Origin of the sequence: Leptothoe sp. LEGE 181152, from assembly GCF_032906605.1 — a bacterium.
Classification (GTDB): Bacteria; Cyanobacteriota; Cyanobacteriia; order Phormidesmidales; family Phormidesmidaceae; genus Leptothoe; species Leptothoe turfae.
Genome location: NZ_JASATU010000018.1, coordinates 38325 through 64225 on the forward strand (window position 1 = coordinate 38325; position 25901 = coordinate 64225).

21 protein-coding genes and 1 tRNA gene are annotated in these 25901 nt (G+C 46.7%); 11 read left to right on the forward strand and 11 right to left on the reverse strand.

Annotation, left to right across the window (positions count from 1 at the left end; genetic code table 11):
* The first annotated feature begins 52 nt into the window (after positions 1-52).
* Both surE and QGP82_RS11945 read left to right on the forward strand, forming a co-directional pair.
* Entirely contained in the window at positions 53-886 is an 834-nt protein-coding gene (gene surE, locus QGP82_RS11940; RefSeq protein WP_163661504.1) for a 5'/3'-nucleotidase SurE, read from the forward strand.
* 345 nt (positions 887-1231) lie between these two features.
* Entirely contained in the window at positions 1232-2113 is an 882-nt protein-coding gene (locus QGP82_RS11945; RefSeq protein WP_163661506.1) for an MBL fold metallo-hydrolase, read from the forward strand.
* Positions 2114-2365: 252 nt separating this feature from the next.
* On the opposite strand, the gene QGP82_RS11950 is transcribed toward QGP82_RS11945, so the two are convergent.
* The 3 genes from QGP82_RS11950 to psbZ form a co-directional block, all read right to left on the reverse strand.
* Positions 2366-2437 (reverse strand) — tRNA-Gly (locus tag QGP82_RS11950).
* A 143-nt stretch (positions 2438-2580) separates the two neighbouring features.
* Entirely contained in the window at positions 2581-3120 is a 540-nt protein-coding gene (gene ribH, locus QGP82_RS11955; RefSeq protein ID WP_163661508.1) for a 6,7-dimethyl-8-ribityllumazine synthase, read from the reverse strand.
* A 138-nt stretch (positions 3121-3258) separates the two neighbouring features.
* On the reverse strand, positions 3259-3447 hold the full coding sequence (psbZ, locus tag QGP82_RS11960; protein ID WP_006515790.1) for a photosystem II reaction center protein PsbZ: 189 nt from the start codon (positions 3445-3447) through the stop codon (positions 3259-3261).
* Positions 3448-3724: 277 nt separating this feature from the next.
* Between psbZ and QGP82_RS11965 the strand changes: the two genes are divergently transcribed.
* From QGP82_RS11965 to QGP82_RS11990, 6 genes are all read left to right on the forward strand, one after another.
* Complete coding sequence (locus QGP82_RS11965; RefSeq protein ID WP_163661510.1) at positions 3725-6466, forward strand: CBS domain-containing protein; 2742 nt, start codon at positions 3725-3727, stop codon at positions 6464-6466.
* Positions 6467-6897: 431 nt separating this feature from the next.
* Complete coding sequence (locus QGP82_RS11970; protein ID WP_163661512.1) at positions 6898-7458, forward strand: hypothetical protein; 561 nt, start codon at positions 6898-6900, stop codon at positions 7456-7458.
* A gap of 121 nt (positions 7459-7579) precedes the next feature.
* Entirely contained in the window at positions 7580-7879 is a 300-nt protein-coding gene (locus QGP82_RS11975) for a DUF6825 family protein (RefSeq protein ID WP_006515793.1), read from the forward strand.
* Between the two features lie 276 nt (positions 7880-8155).
* Positions 8156-9832 (forward strand): ABC1 kinase family protein, encoded by a 1677-nt coding sequence (locus QGP82_RS11980; protein WP_348917900.1) that lies wholly within the window; start codon positions 8156-8158, stop codon positions 9830-9832.
* A gap of 26 nt (positions 9833-9858) precedes the next feature.
* Positions 9859-10590 (forward strand): PP2C family protein-serine/threonine phosphatase, encoded by a 732-nt coding sequence (locus QGP82_RS11985; protein WP_163661516.1) that lies wholly within the window; start codon positions 9859-9861, stop codon positions 10588-10590.
* Between the two features lie 88 nt (positions 10591-10678).
* Positions 10679-11548 (forward strand): universal stress protein, encoded by an 870-nt coding sequence (locus QGP82_RS11990; RefSeq protein WP_163661518.1) that lies wholly within the window; start codon positions 10679-10681, stop codon positions 11546-11548.
* Positions 11549-11569: 21 nt separating this feature from the next.
* On the opposite strand, the gene QGP82_RS11995 is transcribed toward QGP82_RS11990, so the two are convergent.
* The 5 genes from QGP82_RS11995 to QGP82_RS12015 form a co-directional block, all read right to left on the reverse strand.
* Positions 11570-13090 carry a serine/threonine protein kinase gene (locus tag QGP82_RS11995; RefSeq protein WP_163661520.1) on the reverse strand — a complete coding sequence of 507 codons (1521 nt, stop codon included), beginning with the start codon at positions 13088-13090 and terminating at the stop codon, positions 11570-11572.
* 393 nt (positions 13091-13483) lie between these two features.
* Positions 13484-14944, reverse strand: a complete 1461-nt coding sequence (locus tag QGP82_RS12000; RefSeq protein ID WP_163661522.1) for a serine/threonine protein kinase — start codon at positions 14942-14944, stop codon at positions 13484-13486.
* 335 nt (positions 14945-15279) lie between these two features.
* Positions 15280-15726, reverse strand: a complete 447-nt coding sequence (locus QGP82_RS12005; protein WP_163661524.1) for a hypothetical protein — start codon at positions 15724-15726, stop codon at positions 15280-15282.
* A gap of 180 nt (positions 15727-15906) precedes the next feature.
* Positions 15907-17049, reverse strand: coding sequence for an anhydro-N-acetylmuramic acid kinase (locus tag QGP82_RS12010; protein WP_163661525.1), 1143 nt, complete (start codon positions 17047-17049; stop codon positions 15907-15909).
* 18 nt (positions 17050-17067) lie between these two features.
* The gene (locus QGP82_RS12015) at positions 17068-17772 is read right to left on the reverse strand and encodes a potassium channel family protein (RefSeq protein ID WP_006515801.1); all 705 of its coding nucleotides are present in this window, start codon (positions 17770-17772) and stop codon (positions 17068-17070) included.
* A gap of 392 nt (positions 17773-18164) precedes the next feature.
* On the opposite strand from QGP82_RS12015, the gene QGP82_RS12020 reads away from it, so the two are divergent.
* The 3 genes from QGP82_RS12020 to QGP82_RS12030 all read left to right on the forward strand — a co-directional run bounded on the left by QGP82_RS12020 (position 18165) and on the right by QGP82_RS12030 (position 21700).
* Positions 18165-19328, forward strand: a complete 1164-nt coding sequence (locus QGP82_RS12020; RefSeq protein ID WP_163661527.1) for a GuaB3 family IMP dehydrogenase-related protein — start codon at positions 18165-18167, stop codon at positions 19326-19328.
* Positions 19329-19894: 566 nt separating this feature from the next.
* Entirely contained in the window at positions 19895-20215 is a 321-nt protein-coding gene (gene trxA, locus QGP82_RS12025) for a thioredoxin (RefSeq protein WP_006515803.1), read from the forward strand.
* Positions 20216-20635: 420 nt separating this feature from the next.
* The gene (locus QGP82_RS12030) at positions 20636-21700 is read left to right on the forward strand and encodes an LOG family protein (protein ID WP_499059314.1); all 1065 of its coding nucleotides are present in this window, start codon (positions 20636-20638) and stop codon (positions 21698-21700) included.
* A gap of 61 nt (positions 21701-21761) precedes the next feature.
* Here the strand turns inward: QGP82_RS12030 and QGP82_RS12035 are convergent, their stop codons facing one another.
* The 3 genes from QGP82_RS12035 to QGP82_RS12045 all read right to left on the reverse strand — a co-directional run bounded on the left by QGP82_RS12035 (position 21762) and on the right by QGP82_RS12045 (position 25781).
* Positions 21762-23411 (reverse strand): N-acetylmuramoyl-L-alanine amidase, encoded by a 1650-nt coding sequence (locus QGP82_RS12035; protein WP_499059316.1) that lies wholly within the window; start codon positions 23409-23411, stop codon positions 21762-21764.
* A gap of 261 nt (positions 23412-23672) precedes the next feature.
* Complete coding sequence (locus tag QGP82_RS12040; RefSeq protein ID WP_499059317.1) at positions 23673-24998, reverse strand: aminopeptidase P N-terminal domain-containing protein; 1326 nt, start codon at positions 24996-24998, stop codon at positions 23673-23675.
* Positions 24999-25022: 24 nt separating this feature from the next.
* The gene (locus tag QGP82_RS12045) at positions 25023-25781 is read right to left on the reverse strand and encodes an MBL fold metallo-hydrolase (protein ID WP_163661533.1); all 759 of its coding nucleotides are present in this window, start codon (positions 25779-25781) and stop codon (positions 25023-25025) included.
* Between the last annotated feature and the right edge of the window lie 120 nt (positions 25782-25901).

Genomic DNA, 25901 nt, shown 5'->3' on the forward strand with positions numbered 1-25901 from the left:
CGGGAGGGTCACAAAAGACAACCTTTAGTCTACACCTAAGCTTTGATTCCCTATGAAACTATTAATCAGCAACGATGACGGTATTTTCGCCACTGGCATTCGTACCCTCGCCAATACCCTGGCATCCAAAGGTCATGACGTGTCCGTAGTTTGTCCCGACCGTGAAAGATCCGCCACAGGTCACGGCATTACGATGCACCGCCCGATTCGAGCCGAACAGGTCCCCTCTGTTTACCATGAAAGCATTCAGGCATGGGCCTGTTCAGGTACCCCAGCCGATTGTGTAAAACTTGCCCTCGACGCCCTGTTAGACACAGCACCTGATTGCGTACTTTCAGGCATTAATCACGGAGCCAATTTAGGTAATGACGTCCTCTACTCAGGCACCGTATCAGCAGCCATGGAAGGCTTGCTAGAAGGCATCCCTAGTGTAGCCCTTAGCTTAGCCAGTTTTCATTATTCAGATTTTCAACCTGCAGCAGATTATGCCTGCCAGTTAGTGCAAACGCTGACACAGCTCGATCAGCCATTACTCCTCAACCTCAATATTCCACCGATAACGAAATCCAAAATACAGGGAATAACGGTAACCCGCCTAGGGATACGTCGGTACCGAGATCTTTTTGAGAAACGCATTGATCCCCGTGGAAAAACCTATTACTGGCTGGCAGGAGAAGTCTTAGAAGAAAGCGACAGCGAACTATCCCATGGCTTACCCAATAGTTTGAATCAGGCGCAGACTATTGACTTTATGAATCGGTTTACCACCGACGTAAAAGCGATTAAAGCTGGCTATATTACAGTCACACCTCTACACTACGACCTCACAGCTTATAGTGACTTAGCGAGCCTACAAAGCCATTTACCTCAGCTGCTGCCTTGCTAGCAAGAAGAGGCATGCCTTGCGCCTACTTTCGATAAAGCTTTGGGCAAACTGGCTGTAAGCAAGATGGCCTAACCTAAAAATGCTTATTCAAACGCCTAACCATGCGATGAAGTCAGCTCGGATGTAAAAATCTTAACGATGGCCAATGTGCGCACTATGGCTTGATCTATAAAGACAGTCTGGGTTTACAAGCAATTTGTATGGATCACTGGGTAAGATTACTCCTGATTACCATATATTTCTCTAGAAAAAAGGGGGATACGCTACGCTAATGGGTTTAACCACTCTCGTCAATAGCCATTCAGCAAGATTCGCGTCCCTCATTAACGTCATTATTAGCCACTGATGTCCGACTCGAATGCTCAATTTACGATTCACTTTTGGGGAGTACGAGGCAGTATCCCCTGTCCTGGTGCAGAAACAGTTCGCTACGGCGGCAATACTTCCTGTATCGAAATGCGAGTTAATGGTGAGCATTTGATTTTTGACGGCGGGACAGGCTTGCGCGAACTGGGACAGCATTTACTGAACGAAGGCACGCCCATACGGGCCAGTATGTTTTTCACCCATTCCCATTGGGATCACATCCAAGGATTTCCATTTTTTGTGCCTGCTTTTTTACCCAGCAATCAGTTTGAGGTATACGGCGTCATTTCCCCAAACGGAGCAACCATCGAACAGCGTCTTAACGATCAGATGCTGCATCCTAATTTCCCGGTACCATTGCAGATTATGCAGGCCCAGCTAAAGTTCTGTGACCTATCCGTTGGTGAAACAGTCGCCATTGGAGACATCAATGTAACCAATGCTTTACTCAATCATCCAGGTGAAGCAGTGGGTTATCGCGTGGAGTGGAATGGCCTCGCAGCCGCCTACGTGACTGATACGGAGCATTTTCCTGAAAGACTGGATGAAAACGTCTTATATCTAGCGCAAAATGCAGATGTGATGATTTATGACTGTACCTACACCGATGCAGAATATCACTCTGAAACTAGCAGTAAAGTTGGCTGGGGACATTCCACCTGGCAAGAAGCAGTGAAATTGGCAAAGGCTGCCAACGTGAAAAAACTAGTGGTCTTCCATCATGATCCACTTCATGATGATGACTTTATGGACGATATTGGTCGCAAGACTGCTGCTGCGTTTCCCAATAGCATTGTGGCTCGCGAGGGCATGATTCTAGATCTCGCCGAATTGAAAGCGCTCGAATTAGCTCAACGCTAAGCTGACGGACGACTCTAAACATGTAGACTGACGCAGCCACATTGACCAGATGCACTGTCAGTAGGTGCAAATTAAAAGCCTGGAAGTCTGATAATGCAGAGGCAAAAACGCTTAAACTATGCATCTGAAAAAATTTATTCAGATAGCCTAATCACCTAAATACACCTTGTCTAGACATAACCTTGATAGCAATCAAATCTGTAAAGCAGATTACAAAGCCGTCGACTAGACTCACCTATAGTCTATTTTGGAAGCGGGTGACGCGATTCGAACGCGCGACATTCACCTTGGCAAGGTGACGCTCTACCACTGAGCTACACCCGCATTTGCCTTGTTTTGACCTTATCAAGGATGCCACAGAAAGTTTTTCCTTGTCAAACAAATTCTAAAAAAACTTTCTGGAGTGGGTTTTAAGAACTTGAGAGTTCCGAATTCAAGGTACCCCCAAGTCGCCAACGCCCTAACCATCAGACCTCTGCAGATTTGGGCAATTGAGGCATCACACTGGACATCTCCAGAGCATTAACTGGTTTAGGCAACTGAGACATTAGACTAGCCATCTCTAAGGCACTCATGGCGTAATTCCAACCTAAGTTGCTTTTGATGCCTGCTCGTTCTAACGCCTGTTGCATAGAGTCGGTGGTTAAAATACCAAACACCACTGGAACGCCAGTTTGAAACCCTGCTGCTGCAATACCTTTAGAAACTTCAGCCGCAACATAGTCAAAGTGAGGGGTTTGACCACGAATGACAGCCCCTAAACAAATGATGGCATCGTATTGTCCACTGAGAGCCAGCTGTCGGGCCACTAAAGCCACTTCAAAGCTACCAGGGACCCAGGCGTAGTCTACTTGGTTACCATTGGGGTCTACATTTACACCATGGCGCTTTAAGCAATCCTGGCATCCCTCTAGCAATTTGTTAGTAACCAAATCATTGAATCGACCAATTACGATTGCAAATTTAGCAGCGCTGGCACGGTCGAAACTTCCTTCAAAAACAGCCATGGAGTTCTCTACTTTTTCAAAAAAATAAGGTGGTAGGTCTCAATGACCTTACCACCCGACAGCAAATATTTTTCACCAGTAAAACACTCAGCAATGACAGCTGCTTAAGTGCCCAAAACTAGGTTTCGAAATAATGGCTTACACCACAAAGTAATTCAGACTACCTACTACAATTACCAGGACTGCCCAGATAATAGAGCCAAGGAATATCAATCGCTTGGATTGATCCCAGTTTTGGGGTGAAGCATAGGCCACGGGAACCCCAATAACCATAACGAAAGACCAAACTACCAGAACAAACAGAAACAGTTGAAACAGGATAGACATAACGCGCCACTCTCAAGACAGCAAAAAATCTGATTCACCGTGCCCAGTCGGAAAACTGCCATATTAACCGAATAGAATTTCGCCTCTAAAGCTGGGCAAGCATCTTAATCTATCGATGGTGATACAGTATGGAGCACTGATTGCTCTGCTTAGTAAGCTATCAAATATTAGGTACTTAAAGAAAGCGTTTTATTTGAATCCCTTGGGATTAATTTTTCTGAACTAATATTTGCAGATTGCCATCAACAAGTCAGTTGCTTGGGCTGATGGATCTCCTATGGACTTAATTCTTTGCCATACCACTGCAGATTTTGACACGTTGGGAGCAGCGGTTGGCTTGGCTTGCCTGAATCCGGGCAGTCGGATTGTACTGACCGGTGGTGCTCATCCAGCCGTCAAATCCTTTTTAGCCCTGCATCGGGATGAGTATCCCCTGATTGAACGACGGGCGGTGACAACGTCTATGATTCGTTCAATTACGTTGGTAGACACTCACCAACGTCATCGGCTAGGAACCGCCGCCGCTTGGATTGAACATGCGATCGCAACCCAACTACCCATCACAATTTATGACCACCATACGGAGTCTTCTCCTGATATGCCTGGCAAAACCCATATTGAGGCGGTAGGAGCCACTACCACCCTTGTGGTGGAAGCCTTACAACAGTCTGACAGACAGATTTCCTCTACCCAAGCCACAGTCATGGCCCTCGGTATCCATGTCGACACGGGTTCATTGACATTTGCCCAGGCCACAGCTCGAGACGCCTATGCCCTGGCCTGGTTAATGGAACAAGGGGCAAATCAGCAAACCATTGCTGAAGCAGTGGAACCCGGTTTATCAACCACCCTCCAAAATTTGCTGAGCACAGCCCTGGACACCACAAAAATTCAGCAAATCGAAGGCTACACCATAGGCACTATCTATCTAAAAACAGACACTTTTGTACCTGGGCTCTCAGGGTTGGCCAGTCATTTAATAGCTCTATTAGGTTTGGATAGTTTACTGCTAGGGAGTGTTTACACATCTAAGGCCAAACCTCGGCTGACATTAATTGGCCGTACCCGCCCTCAAACCGGCATGAACTGTCGGGCATTACTCCAACCCCATGGTGGCGGAGGTCATGTCTGTGCGGCATCGGCGAATCTCACTTCCGATGAACCTGAAACCATCTTCCATCAGCTCTGTGATGCTGTTGTCCAATCCCACACCCAATCAGTCACAGCTCAGGATGTTATGTCTTCGCCAGTCCGGACCATCCGACCAGCAACTACGGTAGCAGATGCACAGCGAATTTTACTGCGCTATGGCCACGCCGGTCTGTGTGTGGCTGACGACATCGGGAAACTACAGGGAATTATTTCTCGGCGAGACATTGACTTAGCGCTACACCATGGTTTTAGTCATGCTCCAGTAAAAGGCTATATGACCCTCAACTTGAAGACCATCACACCTTATACCCCCCTGAGCGAGATTCAGGCCTTGATGGTCACCTATGACGTGGGTAGATTGCCCGTACTGGATGGAAATGAGCTGGTGGGTATTGTCACCCGCACTGACGTTTTACGACAGATGTACCCACCTCAAGCGGTGGATGACGATGCCCTCACACCGCTCAAAACCAATGTATATGAAAGATTACAAACGTCATTGCAAGCCTATCCCACAGCTTTAGAGTCCAAAGAGCTATGGACGTTGTTAACTCACATTGCCCTAGCGGCCCAGGAACAGGGGTGGCATCTCTATTTGGTGGGTGGAGCTGTACGGGATTTATTATTGGCTCCTATCGATCAAATGGTGCCCCTCAAAGACATTGACTTGGTGGTAGATAGCTTTCGATCTCCTGTTGTAGAAGGGGCCGGCATCGTTTTGGCCCAGCAGCTACAACAGCAGTACCCAGATGCTGAACTCCAGATCCATGGAGAGTTTCAAACTGCCGCTTTAATCTGGCGGACACGGGCTGGCCATGCTCCGTTGATGATTGATATTGCCACCGCCCGCACCGAGTTTTATCCCTATCCCGCTGCCAATCCAGAGGTTGAACCCAGCTCAATTCGCCAAGATCTCTATCGGCGTGACTTTACCATCAACGCCATGGCCATTCGTCTGACATCGCCTCAGCCAGGGTTGCTGCTAGACTTTTTTGGAGGCTATTTGGATATCCAGCAGCGCCAGGTGCGGGTACTCCATGCCAATAGCTTTATCGAGGACCCTACTCGCATTTTTCGAGCTGTACGTTTTGCCGTGCGTTTAGGCTTCGGCCTCGACTCTCAAACTGAAACTTTTATCCGTTATGCGGTAGATAGCGGCATCTATGCGGACCTGCAGGCACAGCAAACAAAGAAACGAATGCCAGCCCTGCAAACACGACTTAAAGCTGAGCTGACCTATATTTTCCAGGCCGATTACTGGGCTCAGTCCCTAGGATTATTGGATAAGCTCGGTGCTTTAAGCTGCCTGCATCCATCTTTGACCATTGATGCAGACCTATGGCGGCAAATGCATCGGGCCGGTCGTTGGCGACAGCGATTTATCGATGAAGTGGGCAAAGATATTGGTGTGGAAGCCTGGCTCATTAGGCTTGAGGTTTTGCTGGCAAGGGTGGAGGTGCGATCGCAAATAGCAACCAACTTACAGTTACCCCTCGGCTCAATTCAGCGATTACAACAGCTAGCACAGGTTGAAAATCAATTGTTAGAACAATTTCAGCACGCTGATCAGCCCCAGCCTAGCTTTATCTATCAGACCTTAGCCCCCCACGACCTGCCTAGCCTATTGCTGATTAGCGTACGCCATCCTCGATCAATTGGCACTTACATTTGGTATTACATCAGCCATCTGATTCACATCTGCCCTCCCATTAATGGACATCACCTTAAACAGTTGGGTTACATTCCTGGCCCTCTATATCGTCAAATATTGACTGCTCTAACCCATGCAACCCTAGATGGAGAGATCAATTCCATAGCTTCAGCTGAAACCTACCTGCATCATCACTATCCCCTTGAAGTTAAGTAGCAAACAGACGTTAAGTAGCAAACAGACGTTAAGTAGCAAACAATTTAAATTGGTCGAAATCCTCTAACACGAGTTCATATAGCCATAAAGGATAAAAGTTACTTAGCTAATACCATTGCCATTTCTCCACTGCTATCGATAAAGTTGGAAATTGAGGAAATATTAAATCCCATCCGCACTTAACTCACCTGGCAAGCGTCAAATGTTCTAGTGAAGCTTGCGGCCTATCAGACAGCATCGTTATTTCATCCTCTTATCCTCAAAACTTTCAGCGACTTCTTACTGAAGCTTTTTGTGTTCGTATGCAGATAATGCCGCCGCCAACTAGATCCACTGTGAAGACTTCAAGGCCAAAATCTGTCAGAGTTTCCAAACGGAAATTATTCTCTTTAGTTGCAACAGCAGCTTTAGCCAGTACCCTGGGTATTGCTATGGGCAGCACCTTACGTTTTCAAGTATTAGCTGTGAGTCCAGCACCACTGTTTAATCCCCAACAAAACTTTCCTCCGTTAGCAGAATGGCCCCCCCAGGTACCCTTAGTTAAAGAGCGTAATGCCTTTGATATTGATCAAGAAAATTCAATATCGCCCCCTCAGTTGGTTTACACCAATACTCCCGATACGGATGTCGAAAACTATAACGTCAGCGAAGACATCTACCGTGATGAAGAATTTCCTGCTGAGGAAGCTGTAATTCTAGACGATGCTTCTAGCCCAATTCCAGCTACCTTCAATGAAAAAGATGCTGTACGGGATATTACGAACGAAGTTTTCGAAGAAGAATCCTTACCTCCAGTAGTCTCAACCAATAGAGGAGAGCTCACCCCTGAGCCTGGCTTCATCGATGAGCCACCAGCTGACTACACAATCCCCTTAACTGAAACGCCTTCTTGGTTTAACAAACAGCCCGCGTCAGAATCTCAGTTTGAAGATGGGCCGATTATTATCGCTCCGGAAGAACCCATCCAGTCATCTGATTTACTGTCAGATTGACTTAACTACAGTAGATTAGAAAAGTTTCCATCTCTAGAAAATATTGGGTGGGTTTGGTTATTGGGCTCAGGTAGTCTTAAACCATGGGTATAATGTCGCTTAGATATCCGTAATTTTTTTTATGAGCAATCCAACGCTGCAAGCGTTCTTTCTGGGACGTGCCTTAGCAACGGCTATCGGTGAAAAAGTTGAGGAAGCTATTACTACTGGCATGAGTGGTGTTGGCCGCTTTGACGCTGAGCAGAGAGAATGGCTACATCGATTTGTTGAAGATGTTTTTGAACAGGCTCAATCCTCCCAAGCAGGGATGGACTCTGAGACTGATGATGGTGTAGGTGAAGATCTGCAGGCAACAATCGATAATCTGCGCGCTGAAATTGCTCAAGTGCGTGTTGCTCTACAGCAATATCGTTCTTCTTAATTGCTAGACGACGCTCCCACAGTTAGATGCTCACATCTAACTGTGGGAGCGTCGTTCCTTAACAGTTTCGCGTTCCGTTCATAGTTATAAGAATCCGCTGGCCATCTAGGAGACTGCGTGTCTACAGTTCCCAATACAACTGATCAGCCATCGTCCAGTGAGCGTTCTAGTGAGCACTCACTCAATGGGCATGGTGGCGATAATTCCCGACTAGCCCTAGTTGAAGTAGCGGATGCAGCCTTAGAAGCAAGACAGCTTGCCGACAAACCGCTTAATGTGACATCAGTCGAGACAAACTATCGCTGGAACCGACGTTATAGTCGTCCAGAGCGATTTGTTGATATCTGGTCATTTTTTCTATCCTTCTTGGGTAAACGCTGGCTGTATAACAAGTCTTGGAGTTATGCCGGAGGCATATCACCTGAAAAACAGGCGGCTCGAAGACGCGCCCAAGCTCGTTGGATTCGCTTGACTTTCTTAAACCTTGGGCCAACATTCATTAAATTAGGCCAACTATTTTCCACTCGTTCTGATTTATTTCCCACTGAATACGTTGAAGAGCTGTCTAAACTCCAGGATCAAGTTCCAGCCTTCAGCTATGAACAAGTCAAGGCAATTATTGAGGATGACTTGGGGAGACCCATTGGGGAACTATATCGAACCTTTGACCCAATACCGCTAGCAGCAGCTAGCCTAGGGCAGGTACATCGGGCTCAGCTCCATTCAGGTGAAGAAATCGTTGTTAAAGTTCAACGACCTGGCTTGCAACGTCTCTTTCAAATAGACCTTTCGATTTTGAAGGGCATTGCCCATTATTTTCAGAGTCATCCTGAGTGGGGTAGAGGGCGAGACTGGATCGGCATCTATGAAGAGTGCTGTCGTATTCTTTGGTTAGAAATCGACTTCCTCCACGAAGGTCGCAATGCAGATACCTTCCGGCGTAATTTCCGCGCTATTGATTGGGTAAAAGCCCCTCGTATTTATTGGCGCTACGCATCACGACGAGTATTAACCTTAGAGTATTTGCCAGGCATTAAGATAAGTCATTACGAGTCTCTAGAAGCTGCAGGCTTAGATCGTCAACAACTAGCCCAATTGGGAGCTCAAGCATACTTGCATCAGCTTCTAAATGATGGTTTTTTCCATGCCGATCCTCATCCTGGCAATATTGCTGTGAATCCAGATGGTGCTCTAATCTTTTATGATTTTGGCATGATGGGGCAGATCCAACCGCTTACCCGCGATGGTCTGATGCGGACCTTTATGGGAGTATCTCAGCGAAATGCCGATATGGTAATGGCGTCCCTAATTGACTTAGGTGCGTTAACAGAAACTGAGGACATGGGGCCTGTGCGTCGCTCGATTCAGTATATTCTGGATAACTTCATGGATAAGCCTTTTGAGGAACAGTCCATTACTGCTATCAGCGACGATTTGTATGCGGTTGCCTACGATCAACCCTTCCGGTTTCCAGCAACGTTTACATTCGTTATGCGAGCTTTTTCCACATTAGAAGGTGTCGGGAAAGGCCTAGATCCAGACTTTAACTTTATGGAAGCCGCAAAACCGTTTGCTAATCAGCTTATGACTAACGTTTCTAATTCTTCTACCAATGGACTGATCGGCGAAATAGGTCGTCAAGCCGCTCAAGTTGGAAGTTCAGCATTTGGCTTGCCACGGCGAATTGAGGACTCGCTTGACCGGTTGGATCGAGGCGATATTCGGGTAAGAGTACGCTCTATTGAAACAGATCGTGCTATACGTCGCCTTAGTAGTGTCAATTTAATGACAAACTACACTCTGCTGTTGGGCACGTTTACTCTGTCAGCTACCCTTTTGTTAATTAGTCAATTACCATGGGTTGCTTTGGGTATGATATTACCCGCCATTGCTTCGGGAATAGCGTTAGTCCGCGCCTTGATGCGTCTTGGTCGCACTGATCGTATGCCTTAGTTCCTCCCTTTATGCCTAGATGCTTTATGCAACGCTTTTTTGCCGGTTTAACTGATCCAGGATTGCTACGCACTAGTAATCAAGATGCTTATTACCTGGATGATTTAGGCCGTTTTTTTGTGGTTGCAGATGGCATGGGGGGACATGCTGGTGGTCAGGAGGCCAGTCGTTTAGCGACAGAAGCTATTTATCAGTATCTGGACAATCATTGGGAGAGTTCAGAGGCTCCCGATGTAATGCTACGCAAAGCGTTTATCGCAGCTAATGACGCTATATTAAAAGACCAATATCACCATCCTGAGCGGGCAGATATGGGGACAACTGCCGTAGCAGTGATGTTCCGAGATTGTGACAACCATCCCTGGTGCGCCCACGTCGGTGACTCTCGTCTTTATCGCTTACGAGGGGCTAAGCTAGACCAAATTACCACCGATCACACTTGGGTTGCTAAAGCTATCGAAGATGGTGAATTGACTCCCGATGAATCTAAGCATCATCCTTGGCGGCATGTGCTTTCCCAGTGTTTAGGCAGAGAAGATTTAAACCGCATCGACATTCAGTCACTGGATGTCGATGCGGGTGATCGACTATTGTTATGCAGCGATGGATTAACTGAGGAGTTGTCTGATCCCCTAATTGCTACCCATTTAAAGAGTATTCGTTCATGCCCAACTGCTGTTGAATCTCTGGTTGATGCAGCCAAACAGCGGGGTGGACGGGACAATATTACAGTAGTGGTAGTAGCCTTTCAAGATTAATTTTCCACTGTAGCACTGTTGCACATAAGGACTCTACAGCAGAAAATTAGGCGTGAATCTCAATGCTATGAGGGTAGAGTGAAGCCAGATGTTTAAAAGTGCACTAGTCTGTACTGATTTTGAGGATAGTCTCCAACGGCTGATCAAGTTTGTGCCTGATTTAGTTCAGTCTGGCTTAGATACAGTAGTTTTTTTCCATAATGTTTCGATTACAACTGAGCGCGAAATTCCTCAAGTGAACGATGACGCTGTTGAAGAAGCCAAATTGCAGCTCGCGGCAGCTAATGAAGCTGCACTACCTGATGGCAAGTCAGTTATCGTTGATGTTCGTTCGGGGCGTGTCATCAATAATATTGAGAAGGCAGTGCGCTGCTACGATACTGATGTACTGCTTCTGGGGACTCCCACGCGTTCGCTTTTAGCTGAAAAATTTTTTGGTAGCACAACCACGGGGATTACCAAGCAACTTAATATACCGCTTGTAATTTTAAGACCCCAGTTGGTAGCTACCTATCGTGAGCAAGAGCTGGCGTTGCGTTGCCAAACTCTATTTACCCATTTATTAATTCCCTACGATGGCAGCAACAGTGCTAAACATCTAGTCTCACGTATCCAAGCAGCAGCTAAAACCAATGGTTATCCTAAGCAGTGCACACTTTGTTGGGTCATTGATGAGTGTATTCGTGTGGAACTAAGGGAGTCTGAAGAGCAGGTTCAGACTTTACTGGCTGAGGTAAAAGCAGACTTAGAAGCGTTTGGAATAGAGGTATTTACTGAGATTCGTCAGGGTGATCCTCAGGGTGAAGTCTTGAAATCAGCAGAGGTAAATGATATATCTGCGATCGCAATTTGCTCAGGCAGCTCCAAAGGGATTTTAAAATGGTCGGTCCCAAGCTTTACAAGTGCCATCTTACGTTCTAGTTGGCATCCAGTCATACATTTTCCCGGCATCAGTTAAATGTAAGGGGTGGCTTTGTAGTTAAGTATCAGATTGCATCGCTTCAAAACTCAAAAGCATCCGAGGTTTTAAGCTATCGTTTAGCTCCTTTCTAAGGATCTTTTTACTATCTCGAGGACTACCGATTGGAACAATCGTGCGGGCCATCAGGACCCATTCTTTCAGAAGTTTCTGCTGAGGTAGAGCAATGTGTAAACGACGAAAGTTTAGACACTGGTTAGGCGCTTCCTTTGAGAAAAAGAGAATGCGGTAGGCCCCCGCCGCACCCAAATGCCATACAAACTTTTGGTTACCAGGATTTTTGAGATCTAGGTAACTAGATAACCATCGTGCTCCATGGGTCTTGCTGTAGAACGCTGTAACCCAAAGAACCATGGGATGGGGATTACGAACACACAGAAAATTATTAGAACTCGTATTACCAATTCGTTGGTTAATTTCTTGCGCAGCCAGCATTGCCCAGAGTGTAGGCAACTGACGATTGCTCATGTTGAGCAGTTGAGGAAAAACGATTTCGGCAACAGGCGTAGTTTCGGGCCACATCTGTAGTCGACAAAAACGATCTTCTTCCGAATCGTTGGGTGGGTCCGATTTAGGAACCACCGGCAGCTCTCGCAACGTCCCCCTGATCTGCTTACCCAGATCAATTGAGCGACCAAAACGATTTTCTAAAGGCGCTAGACTATCCAAAAGATGGCTAACGCTATTAGGCCGTTGCGCCCGATCTTTCGCTAGACAGCGGAGAATCGTATCTTTTAGCACCTTAGGTAATACACCATAGGGTGATAACCCATCCAACGGTATGGGGTCTTGGGAAAGATGGACTTTATACCAACCACCGAACGTATTATTACGAGGGCGCAACGGCAATGTACCTGTCAGCATCTGGTACATCATTACCCCAAGACTATAAATGTCGGAACGCCGATCAAGCTCTTGTCCCTCCATCTGCTCTGGAGATGCATAGGCCAACGTTCCCATAAAACTGCTGGTTTGCTCGCTGTTATCAACTTGAATTAATTTCGCGATACCAAAATCCAAAATCTTGACCAGCTCACCCACACTGGCACTTTGAGTAACCAAGATATTGCTGGGTTTAATATCACGATGAATAATAGGAATAATTTGACCGTTCAGAACGATGCCTTTATGGGCTGTCTCCAGCCCTAAACAAATCTGGCGAATAAAGTCGAGAAAACGTGGAATAGGCAAAGGAGTTGGGTGAATGACCTGGCCTAAATTTTTTCCCTTCAAATATTCCATAACGTAGAAGGGAATCTCGTCATCCGTAACACCATAATCGGTAACCCTGACGACATGCATACTATTGTTTCCTAGCTGAGCACAGGTCATGGCCTCACGCATAAACCGCTGGGCCATATGCTCATTAAGCAGGGTTTGAGAAAGGAATTTAACAGCAACAGGAACACCTCCGAGGAGCATATCTTCAGCCAAATAGACTTTACCCATGGAGCCTTGACCTATTGAGTCCATGAGCTCATAGCGATTGGCAAGTCTGCGACCGAAATTACTGTCTGTCATGTAACGCTGTTTTTCTAAGCAAATAATACATAGCGTTGGTCCTATTGCTGAGAATAGCGAAAAACCTAAAACACTCAGCTACAGCCACAAATCAACGCATCAAGACCTATGACATCAAGGTTGCTACTCGTCGTAAACTAGGTTGCCCCGCCCCTTTTCGCTGTAATGCCCCAGAGACACAACTGGTAGCTTAGCAATAAAAGTATTTTAGAAAATAGGTGATGGCAGTGTAGCGATTTTGCCCCATCTAAAGGGCAATCAGCATGTTAAATCGCAACAAACCAGAATTCCTCCCGATTCGAACTTCACTAGCTTTAAGAACGTTTTAACTGTTCTTAAAATACCCGTTTTGTCTAACACACCCCCATTCTATAGAGAGCAACAGTGCCAGATCTACCAGAGCATCTGAGGCTTTAGATTGGTATTCAGCTCTTTTCTCAGCATACTTTTACTGTCCTGGGAACTACCTACTGAGATAGTCGTACGTGCCCTCAGCACCCATTCCTTAAGGAGTTTTCGCTGAGGGGGAGCAATATGTAAACGGCGAGAATCAACAAATTGGTTAGGAAAGTCTTTAGCGAAAAACAGCACACGATAACTACCGTTTCCCCCTAAATGCCAAATGATTTTTCCATGGTAAGGGTTTTTAAGATCTAGATAGCTAGATAGCCATCGAGGCCCTTGAACTTTACTGTGAAACGCCGTCACCCATAGAACCATGGGATGAGGGTTAAGGGTACATAAAAAATTGTTGTAGCCGGTGTTACTAACGCGTTGCTCTATTTCTTGCGCAGATAGCATAACCCACAGTGTAGGCAATTGGCGTTCGCCCATAGTCAAGAGTTTTGGAAAAACAATCTCAGCAATCGGCTTATCCTTCGGCCATACTTGCTGCCGGTAAAACCGCTCTTCCTCAGACTCTTGTGGCAGCTCTTCGGGATCTTTCGCTGACCTTAGAAAGGCTGACATGGGACTGTCAACAGCCCCTTCAAGATGTGCCAGCAAATGGCTAACGCTAGTCGGTCGCCGGGACCGTTCCTTGGCTAAACACCCCATTACTGCTTCTTTGAGCCGTTGCGGCAATGTGCCATAGGGCGATAACCCATCTAAGGGTGTTGGTTCTTGAGAACGGTGGGCTTTATACCAGCCTCCAAATGTATTAACCTTCGGACATAATGGCAGCGTACCTGTCAACATCTGGTACATCATGACACCCAAGCTGTAGATGTCAGAACGACTATCCAGCTCTTGACCTTCCATCTGCTCTGGTGACGCGTAGGCTAAGGTTCCCAAAAAGCTGCTGGTTTGCTCACTGATACCGGCTTGCGTCAACTTCGCAATACCAAAATCTAAAACCTTGACCAGCTCCCCTACACTGGCACTTTGAGTGACCAGAATATTGCTAGGTTTGATATCTCGATGAATAATAGGCACAAGCTGACCATCGAGAATAATGCCTTTATGAGCTGTCTGAAGGCCTAAACAAATTTGTCTAGTAAAATCGAGAAATCGTTTGACTGGTAGGGGATGAGACTGAATCACTTGGCCCAGATTTTTGCCCTTCAGATATTCCATGACGTAGAACGGCACACCATCATCAGCCACACCATAATCGGTAACTCTGACGACATGGATACTGTTATTTCCCAGCTGGGCACAGGTCATGGCCTCATGCATAAATCGCTGGGTCATTTGCTCATTTAGCAGGGTTTGAGCCAAAAATTTAACAGCAACCGGCACACCACCAAGCAGCGTGTCTTTGGCCAAATAGACTTTTCCCATGGAGCCTTGGCCTATGGAGTCCATGAGCTCATAGCGATTGGCAAGTCTACGACCGAAGTTATTGTCTGTCATTGAACGCTGCGCTTCTAAACCAACAATATAGCCACTGCGATTTTTGCAAGGTTGACAGTGCGAGCTTATAAAGCAAGCTCATTCAGCCTTAATTCCCAGTCTAGAGAATTAAGTAGCCAATTTTACCGTTGCTGATTTCAGGGATGAATCGATCTGACAAAATTGCCCCACATCAGCATTGTCAGATTAAATCCTCCTGGGGATCAGCAACGCCCAAATTTTATTAGCCTTGGTGTCTAAAAACACAATTTGAGAGTTCGACTATCTATCAATACATAGGACTAAACAAACTCCCAGGGCGAATTGATAGCAACTTGAAGAATAGTTTCATCAGCCTAACTCTGATGACGTTCAACGACAGCTTCCATGGTGCTGGTCAGATGATGACCTGCCATAATGCCTCCGGAGAAATGATATCGCTTTGGACTTAGGCGGTAGAGGGTTTCAAACCCGGTACGCATTTGTCTATCCTGCAGTGCCCAGTATTGTTGAACAATTGAACTAGGGGCGATCCAACCTTCACCTTCTACTCGCCCAAGGACACTGTGCTGCAATACAAATGTGTATTGACGATCGCCTCTGACAATCCGCCCTTTATACTGCAAGGAAATATCGTCTAATTCTCCATTAGGAAAAATGAGCTTGGTAACCATTGTGAACCAATCATTGCTATTCCAAGCAACCAGGATTTTGCCTTTGACAGTTATAGGGAGTAAATCCCTGGCTAACCAACTCCCTTGAAGGGTCCAGCGTCCTGGCTCAATCAGAAAACTGTGACTCACGTGTTCTCCCTAGTGGTTTGATGAAAATGCGCAATCGAACAATCAACAGTTTATGGATTTGAGACGTTAAACCTTAAAGCTCTGAGTGCATGTGTTCTTAACCTTAACAGGTATACCCTTACGGAAGAGATGAAAACGATAGCTATGGCTATCGTCACACCGTACCCTGTGGTTCAGTTGTTAGTTGTTAACGCTATCACCAACTGTATAAATGTTGCCAAGCAGGCAAGGTTGACGAGCACCGGTAACAGCAAGGATATTACCTGGATGTTGATGCCAACGCCAATATCCTAGGACAGTGAAAGCAATAGCTTCCTTATGACTGCTGCTGATACCAGCATCATCAGTAGTCATAAGGTTGACGCTAGGCAATCTAAGCTGAAGCTGCGATCGCAAATATCCATTTTGACTACCTCCGCCACACAACAAGACCTCATCTGGAAGACAGGGTAGCTGTTGGTAACTGTCAGCAATAGTTGCAGCCGTAAAGGCTGTCAAAGTCGATAGAAAATCGGCTTGACTCAGATCAAGTGCCTGAGCCTCTTGCCAACACCGCTGACCATAGTCAGCACCAAATAGTTCCCGTCCTGTCGATTTTGGAGGAGGCTGCCGAAAAAATGACTGAGCAAGCCACTGATCAATTAAGCGCTGACAAGGGTGCCCTTGGGCTGCCCAGTCACCGTTGTGATCATAGGTTAGGTTGCCATCGCTAAACAGGCTCACAGCCCAGTCGATCAGGGCATTACCAGGCCCCGTATCCCAGCCAACAATAGCTGCTGGTGGTGGACCCGCTCGATCCCAAGGCGGCAGGTAAGTGAGGTTGCCAATACCGCCAATATTTTGTACACAGCGATGGTGCTGAGCATGACTGAGAAGACTAGCATCTACCGGTGGCACCAGGGGAGCCCCCTGGCCACCAGCTGCAATATCAGCAGCACGAAAGTTACTGATGGTAGGTGTTTGGGTGAGCTCCGCAATTAGCTCTCCACGTCCCATTTGCCAGCTATAGCCCATCTGCTGGGCGGTTGGGGGCCGATGATAAACCGTTTGGCCATGGGAAGCAATTAATTCAGCTGTACCTAAATGGTTGGCAGCGTTAGCAAAGGCGATCGCAATATCGTCATCCATGCCAGCAATATCGGCCATCGCTAAAGGTTTATTAGCGCATACGGCCAGGATGCGATCTCGCAGAGACGGTGAATAGTCAGCAGTATGAGCCGCCAACAGTTCAACCTTCACCCCATATCCTTTACCTGTTACCTCCACCAAAGCTGCATCAATGCCATCGACAGAGGTACCACTCATCAGGCCAATGACTTTCATACCCCTACTTACCTAGCTCTACATAGGTAGCTTATCAATGCCTTTGTTAGAACCCACCACTACCATCAAGGTTCCAGCTCTCAATCGAGTCACTGGACTGGGATTGATCTCAAACTTGTCCATAGCATTGGCTTTGCTGATAGCCATCAAGGTTAACCCATAGTGATTTCGTAGATCGAGTTCCACAATGGTTTTACCGTCAAATTCTTGAGGAACGACCACCTCTACAATGCTGTGATCTGGATCAAGCTCAAACCGATCGAGCACGCCTGGACGCGTTAGCGAGCGAGCGAGTTCACAGCCCATTTCAAACTCTGGAAAGACAACATGATCCGCCCCTACTCGCTGGAGCAACTTACCATGAATCTCTGTAGACGCTTTGGCAACTACATTAGCAACGCCTGCCTCTTTAACATTGAGAGTCGTAATAATGCTCTCCTGGATGTAATTACCAATGGCAACAATCACCGTATCAAAGTCAGGAATGCCTGCCTCTTGCAAAGCGGACGGCTGGGTAGAATCCATCTGCACAGCATGGGCTGCAATTTGATCAGTTAGGACTTGAGCAACCCGATTTTCATCAGAATCAATCCCCAAAACCTCATACCCCATACCATGGAGCGTAAGACAGACAGCTCGCCCAAAACGCCCCAATCCGATAACCGCAAACTGACGATTATTAGCACGCAGATTCCTAAAAAACTTTAGTGACGATAAATTCACGTTGATTGCCAATAAATCAATAATGGAGTCTAAGTTGCATCTGATTCTGTAGCCTAAAGGTTTCTAAGATTAAACCTCCGATTCCGGAACAGATGACACCTATTTTGCCCAAAGGTCAAGCGGCTTAGCCATCCCCCATTGCTGAAGAATATCTCGCTACCCCATCAACATTAGTGTGTTAAAGCACCAATAGGGTGTAGGGTGTTTTTACTCTAATGAGAGTTTATCTTGAAAAATGGCTCTACCTTGCCATGCTCAAGCCTTAAACGACAATCACTCGTTCAGTATAAAGACGCCTTGAGCCAAATTCCTAAGTGACCCGCCAACAAACAATTGAGTATCGATTTCTTTCTTTGCTAGGCTTACCTAATGATCTTGGGAAGGAGATATCAGTGAACATTCAACTTGGTCGTGGCAAAACAGCAAGACGTGCCTATGGCATTGATGAAATCGCATTGGTGCCCGGCCCGAAAACCCTAGATCCAGAACTAGCCGACACGCGTTGGACCCTTGGTAACGTAGAACGTGAAGTTCCGATTATTGCCAGTGCGATGGACGGTGTTGTTGACGTCCGCATGGCAGTTGACCTGTCAAAGCTTGGTGCTCTCGGCGTCTTAAACTTAGAAGGTATTCAAACTCGTTACGCCGACCCCAACCCTGTGTTGGACCGCATTGTCTCTGTCGGCAAAGCAGAGTTTGTCCCTCTCATGCAAGAAATCTATGCTCAGCCAGTTCAGCCAGAGCTAATTAAGCAGCGCATTTCAGAGATCAAGACTCAAGGTGGGATCGCAGCCGTTAGCCTGACTCCAATGGGGGCAGCCAAGTATGGCACAACAGTAGCCGCAGCCGAGGCTGATCTAGTCTTTATTCAAGCAACGGTAGTATCTACCAACCATCTCTCTCCTGAATCTATCACTCCGTTAGATCTGGCAGAATTTTGTGCCGACATGCCTATGCCAGTGATTTTAGGCAACTGCGTTACCTATGAAGTCACCCTAGAGCTAATGAAAGCAGGCGCAGCAGGTGTTCTGGTTGGTATCGGTCCCGGCGCAGCCTGTACCTCACGAGGTGTATTAGGTGTGGGTGTTCCCCAAGCAACCGCTGTCTCCGACTGTGCAGCCGCTCGAGATGACTATCAACGTGAAACAGGACGTTATGTACCGGTAATCGCAGATGGAGGTTTAGTCACAGGGGGGGATATCTGCAAATCGATTGCTTCCGGTGCCGATGCAGTCATGATTGGGTCACCGTTTGCCCGAGCAGCCGAAGCTCCTGGTCGTGGATTTCACTGGGGTATGGCAACTCCCAGCCCAGTACTCCCCCGAGGGACACGTATCCAAGTAGGCACAACCGGTAGTCTGAAGCAGATTTTGCGGGGTCCAGCCCAGCTCGATGACGGTACCCATAATTTGTTAGGAGCCATCAAAACCAGCATGGGCACCCTGGGAGCTAAAGACTTAAAGGATATGCAACAGGTAGAGGTTGTCATTGCTCCCTCATTGCTGACGGAAGGGAAAGTGTACCAAAAAGCTCAGCAGTTGGGCATGGGTAAGTAGGCCATATTAAGATATATTCAGAGCATCAGCTTTTTAGATCACAAGGCAGCATGTTCTGAGTATGTTTTTTAATTAAAAGGTGATTTTCAAAAAAATTGTGGAGTGTTATTCATGATTTTCTCAAGATGATGATTGTTATCACACCTTGAGGATGACCAGCGTCACTAACACTACGTTTTCTTACAGACACAAGAAAACAAAACTTATAATCCGCGTCAGACCTCAAGTGTAGGGGATGGCAAAAGCTGAGACTTGACCTACAATAGGACTGAAAGCGGAGACGGAAGTTTCCGTTCACTCCTCACACCACACTCCGCCTAAACCTGTTTGGTTTAGGCGGTTCCTATATGAACCAAATTTGATAATTATTGATAATTCCTCAAGTTTGAATAAGACCTATGACACTAGTCAGGTTGGGCACAAAAAACCTGCAATAAAACTTTTGCAGTCCATGGAAGCGGTCATAAAGGAGTATTCTTAAGGTTGATTTTTCCACTGCTGAGATGAGTCACAAGCCAAAATCAGCTATGGTAAGAATCTGATATTTGTCGACAAGGAATATAGGGATGTCAGCCGCACAAGTCACAGATTCGACATTCGAACAAGAAGTTCTCAAAAGTGAACTACCGGTACTTGTAGACTTTTGGGCCCCTTGGTGTGGTCCTTGCCGGATGGTTGCTCCCGTTGTGGATGAGATTTCTGAACAGTACGATGGCAAAGTCAAGGTTGTTAAGGTCAACACGGATGATAACCCAAAAGTTGCTAGCCAGTACGGTATCAGAAGTATTCCAACATTGATGATTTTTAAAGATGGGCAACGGGTTGATATGGTAGTGGGTGCTGTCCCCAAAACCACCTTGGCAAATACTCTTGAGAAGTATCTATAGGCGTTTGATTTGGTTTTATGGATTTATTATTGGCTAAATGACTTAGCTGTAACCCAATATACTGAGACAGATATAGGGTGCAGATAGATCGGGTAAGTTCAAATTTTCAGAAATAAACGGTTTCAACAGTTTCTGTTGGAGCCGTTCATTTTTAGAGGCTGAAGCAACTGAAAGAGCAGTCTGTGCACAACAGGCACAGACTGCTAAACTGCAATCACGCTCTAATACTGCAAGAATACCGATTGCGTTGACTCAATGAGTTGACTCAATTACTAGAGATAACAAGGAGCGTTAGGTACATAGAGAGTGCTGTAGCAATTAGGAGAGACCAGCATCCTATTGAATCAATCCATTGCTATACAATTGGGGAGCTAGATGCTCTGATTCAACGCTTAAGAATCTTCACTAACTGCGTGTTTTATGGTGACCTCTACAACAAAATTGCCCACTCACTTACAAGAGAAGATTTCTGAAATTGTCACCCAGTTGCCCTCCATGGAACATGGGATTGTAATTCAACAGATTTTAGAAACCCTAGTAAGAATGATTGGGCGAGAGGCTGATCGGCTGGATTGGAAGATTTTAAGCAATACATTACAGGATATGGAACTGGGTTTTCAGGGTTTCTATCCTTACCGCCATACCCGAAAAATAGCCATTTTTGGGTCAGCACGTACTCCATCAGAGCATCCTGATTACCAGTTAGCAAAGACCTTTGCCCAACGAGCAGCACAACAGGGATTCATGATTATGACTGGTGCCGGACCAGGCATCATGGAAGCTGGTAATGAAGGAGCTGGCGTCGAGCATTCCTTTGGTCTGAATATTCAGTTACCGTTTGAGCAGGGCTCTAACCCAATTATGGAGAATGATCCAAAACTGCTCACATTCAAATATTTTTTTACACGCAAGCTATTTTTTTTGAGGGAATGTGATGCCTTAGCAGTATTTCCAGGTGGTTTTGGGACTCAAGATGAGGCGTTTGAGTCGTTAACACTCGTCCAAACTGGGAAAGCCGAACCAATACCTATTGTGTTGATTGATCACCCTGGTGGCAACTATTGGCAAGGTTGGGATACCTATATACGCGATCACTTAATGGCCAATCGACTGATCAGTGACGACGATCCTAGCCTTTATGTTATGACCGATAACATCAATGACGCATGGCAGGAAATAACAAACTATTATCGAGTGTTTCATTCCAGCCGATATGTTGGTGATCATTTGGTGATAAGGCTCAATTCTTGCCTGCGGTCTGGAGCGTTAGAGGAGCTCAATCAATCATTTAGCGATATTGTTGCTGCTGGCAAAATAGAAATGTCAAATGCGCTACCAGAAGAGCAAGATGATGAAACAGCAGAGCTGTCTCGCCTGGTATTCCAATTTAATCACCGTGACTTTGGTCGCCTACAACAGCTAATTCGTAAGATTAACACTCTTGGCGAGCCCTGTGAGGCTACTGAACACCCGGAACATAAATAATCAACACTCTTTTTCCAGATACACCTTTTATAGCAAGCTAATGATGCAATTAGCTTGCTTTCTAGAATTCGCGCTGGATGTGGGTTAAAATTCCGCGTGCGATCGCATTAGCCATCTCACTGCGCCACTCTGGATCACGCAGATTGTGAATATCTTCCGCACCTGTGACAAATCCTACTTCAATTAAGATTGCTGGCATTGAGGTACGGCGTAGCACATAGAAACGAGCCTGTCTTACACGCCGATCGGACATCCCCATCATGCGCAGCACTACATCATGCACTGTGCGCGCAAACCGAGCTCCTGCACCAGAATAATAGTAGGTTTCTAAACCGTTAACATCGGGCCGACTCAAGTTAATAGCATTGGCATGAATGCTGACAAATAGGTCTGCATCTGCACGTTCAGCAATCTGAACGCGGGGGTCAAGATCGAGCTCGATGTCACTATTGCGGGTCATAACCACATCTACCCCTTGCTCCCGTAGAATAGCGGCAACCTGTTGAGAAATTGGAAAAATCACCTGCTTCTCCTGCAGACCGCCAATTCCGACAGCACCCGGATCACGTCCTCCATGCCCAGGGTCAATGGCAACAACAATGCGCCCTTGGGGTACCCGAGGCAGATCGCTCGAAGCTGAAGAAGGCTCAGTTGGGTTAACCCTAGCTCTGTCAGAGGGACTAGAAGGTCGCTCTGAAGGACGTCTCGTCACCGCTGTAGAGGGTACTGGAACAGTGCTACTAGGCGCACTATCAGGAATATCTCGAATCGCTACTCCATCAGGAAGTACAGAAATTCCCCGGAGACTACTACCAATTTCAGTCGTAATGGTCTGCCAGTCAGGGCTGTCATCCCCCAGAGTCATAGTGATAAACACCGTTGAGTCGCTCTGAGATATCTCCCAATTTTCAATACTGTAACGATTGTCTGGCAGTGACGCTGGCGTTAATCTGGGCGAAACAGAGCTGTTGGGTAGTTCTAAGGTGATTTTTCGTTCTGGATCCCGTCGCCGGGAGCGGCTAAGGCGCACCTCCGGTGTATCACCCGATAAGCGAATAAAAAAGCCATCAGCCGTTGCCACAATACTTTGCACCTGAGTGCTTTGACTCTGGGCTGACGCGTTAGCATCCGCTGTCACCTGGTTTGTTGTCCGCCCAGATGCGCGCTCGGCTTGATCCGACGACTGATTAACTCGAGCAGATGATGATGAGCGTCTTGGGCGGTCCTCATCATCGGTAGCCACTAGTTCAGGCAGCTGCACAAACCAACGACGATTGGTTTCGCCCCGAACTTCCACTTGTTGTGGATCAAGGCTATAACCAGGGGCTACTTCAATCACAATGCGGGCTGTTTGGTCATCTAATTGACCCACGCGGACTTCACGCAACCCTTCTTGTAGTCGCTGTCGAGAAGTCGCACTCGTCACCTGAGTACCTGGTAAATCAATGACTAAACGGGTCGGATTAAAAATCAACTTGGCTGTTGGCTGGACCCGAGTGTCCGTTGTAAATGTCAGACGATTTTGCTGCTGGTCAAAACGCCAAAACTGAAGATTGGCAGCATCGGCTGGCAAGGCAATCAGCACAGCCCCCAAAATACCAATCACGCCAGACGTCAAGCTAGACATTCTGGAGGCTACCGCCTTACTAGAAAGTAAAGGATTCCAATGCACAGCTTCAGTTCCTTCTAACAGTGATGATCCCACAGCCATTAACTGGCTCAAGTAAACCCGAGATCAATATTGCAAGACAAGAGTAACCGCATTTGTGCAATGTTTAAGATATCGAACATCAAAATTGTGCGGTTTTCAGGATACTCCTTTCTTTGATTCATCTGACTTTTGTAGTTTCAGACAAGAATCGTTAGGGAAACCTGCCACCAGCGACGAGCTAGATTAACTCCAGTTCATCGTTAAAGTGCCCTTATCAAAAGAAATTAATACAAGAAAACTATTTATACAGTTCCCTAGTGACTAAGCATACTCAGCATGCGATTCCATCGCAGCAATGCTTTTAGGCACAGCTGCTGTCAGAATTTCATGGCCAGTTTGGGTGACCAGAACGTCATCCTCAATACGGATACCTATACCACGCCAACGCTGTTCCACATCGGGCTGTCCCTCTTCAGGTTCATAGTCTGGAGCAATATAGATACCTGGCTCAACCGTGACTACATTGCCAGGCGCAAAGGGTTTCCAGGTTTTATCCGAATTCCGTAGAGTACCACTATCGTGTACATCCAGCCCTAAAAAGTGACCGGTACCATGCATGAAGAAGGCTTTATGTTTTTTCTCTTCGATTAATGTGTCTACGCTGCCCTTAAGCAGACCTAACTCGACTAATCCTTCGGTAATTGTGCGAGTAGCCGCATCATGAAAGTCATTAAAGGGACGCCCTGGTTGAACGGCATCAATCGCCTTGAGCTGAGCTTCTAAGACTAATTCATAGAGAATGCGCTGCTCAGACGTGAAGCGTTCTCCCACGGGAAAGGTGCGGGTAATGTCGGCATTGTAGTAGTTGTAGGCGCAGCCTGCATCAATGAGCAGCAGATCGTTCGTCTGCATTTGGCGATCGTTTTCGATGTAATGCAAAATGCAGGCATTGGCACCAGAGGCCACAATCGATGGATAAGCCGGCCCTAGAGCCCCTTCTAAGCGAAATATATGTTCCATTTCAGCCTGGATTTCATATTCATAGCGACCAGGCTGGGTAATAGCCATGGCATGATTATGGGCTTTGGCTGAAATAGCAATGGCTTTACGCATCTGTTCCAGTTCGCTGGCGCTTTTGACTCGGCGAAACTGCTGCATTAACAGCCGCCCATCTTCAATGGCTACCGGGCCTCGTCCACGTTTTGGGTACTTGGCTAATAGTCTTCGCCATAGGGCCAGGATGTGCTGGTCTAAACGACCATCATCACCAAAATGGTAATGAAGCCGATCAGCATTTTCCACATATTGAGGTAGCTTTTCAGCTAATTCTTCAATGGGATAAGCTTCCTGGGCTCCATACTTTTGCTTGGCTAGCTCTATACCTGTGCGATAACCGGACCAGGTTTCTTTTTCCTTATCCTTGGGTCTGACAAACAGCACAAACTGATGCTCTTCGTGATGGGGAGCTAGGACTGCGATCGCATCCGGCTCATTAAACCCCGTCAGATAGAAAAAATCACTGTTCTGACGAAATGGGTGTTCCACATCGTTGTGCATGACAGCTGTTGGAGCACTACCAAAAATAGCAGTACCTTGACCAATAGCGGCCATCACAGCCTGTCGTCGCTGTTGATATTCTGAATTCATGGACATGTGAGCAGTTTTGCTACGTTAAGAGAGAACCTTAATTCGCATACCACTGGCTGGCAAGCTACCACTCTGAAGTGTCAGCGTACTACCAACTCGGTCAACAGGTGTACCCGCCATTGCTCCTAGGAACTCATCGACACCTTGCAGTTCACAGCTGTCGTTGGCAGCACTGGTGCGATATTGAGTCGGGATAACCAATTTGGGCTGCAAGCTCTGCACAGCCGCCGCCGCTTCCGTGGCATTGTAAGCCTTGGAGCCACCCCCTACTGGTAGCAGTAATACATCAGGGCGACCAATCAAAATTTTATCTTCTAAATCAATGGGTGCTGCAGCCCCGCCAAGGTGAACAACCTTGACCCCAGCTTGAGTCCATAGCCAAGCCGTATTCGTACCAAATCTTCTCCCCCCCTCTCGATCGTGGGGCATACCAACACCTTGAACACTGAGACCATTGATCTCATAGGCACCTGGTTCATCTAGATAGTTGACGGTTGTGCCTTCAGGAATAAATCCTTCGTCAAATAATCGGCTACTAATCAATACCAGGTCTGAACCAGCCAAATTTGGAGCTGTATAACCTTCAGTACAGCCCAAAGGTCTGAACGGGTTGGTCAAAATGGTCTTACCACCACCGGAAAACTGGAAACACATATGCCCCAGTGCTGTGATGCTTAAGGTGCCCGTTTGCGCTTGGTAGGCTTGCCAATGAGAAGCAATGCCCAATCCAAGAGTACTGACGAAGGCTGCACTGGCATTTTGAAGCAATTGCCGCCGTTTCATAGTGTCCTCACATCCCATTGAGATCAACTGTCCATGACTTGTTATAGTGCCACAGGCTTGGAATACTCGCTAAGAAAGACAGCCAGTTTTCTGGGTCATACCGCCCTGTCAAAAGCCCCA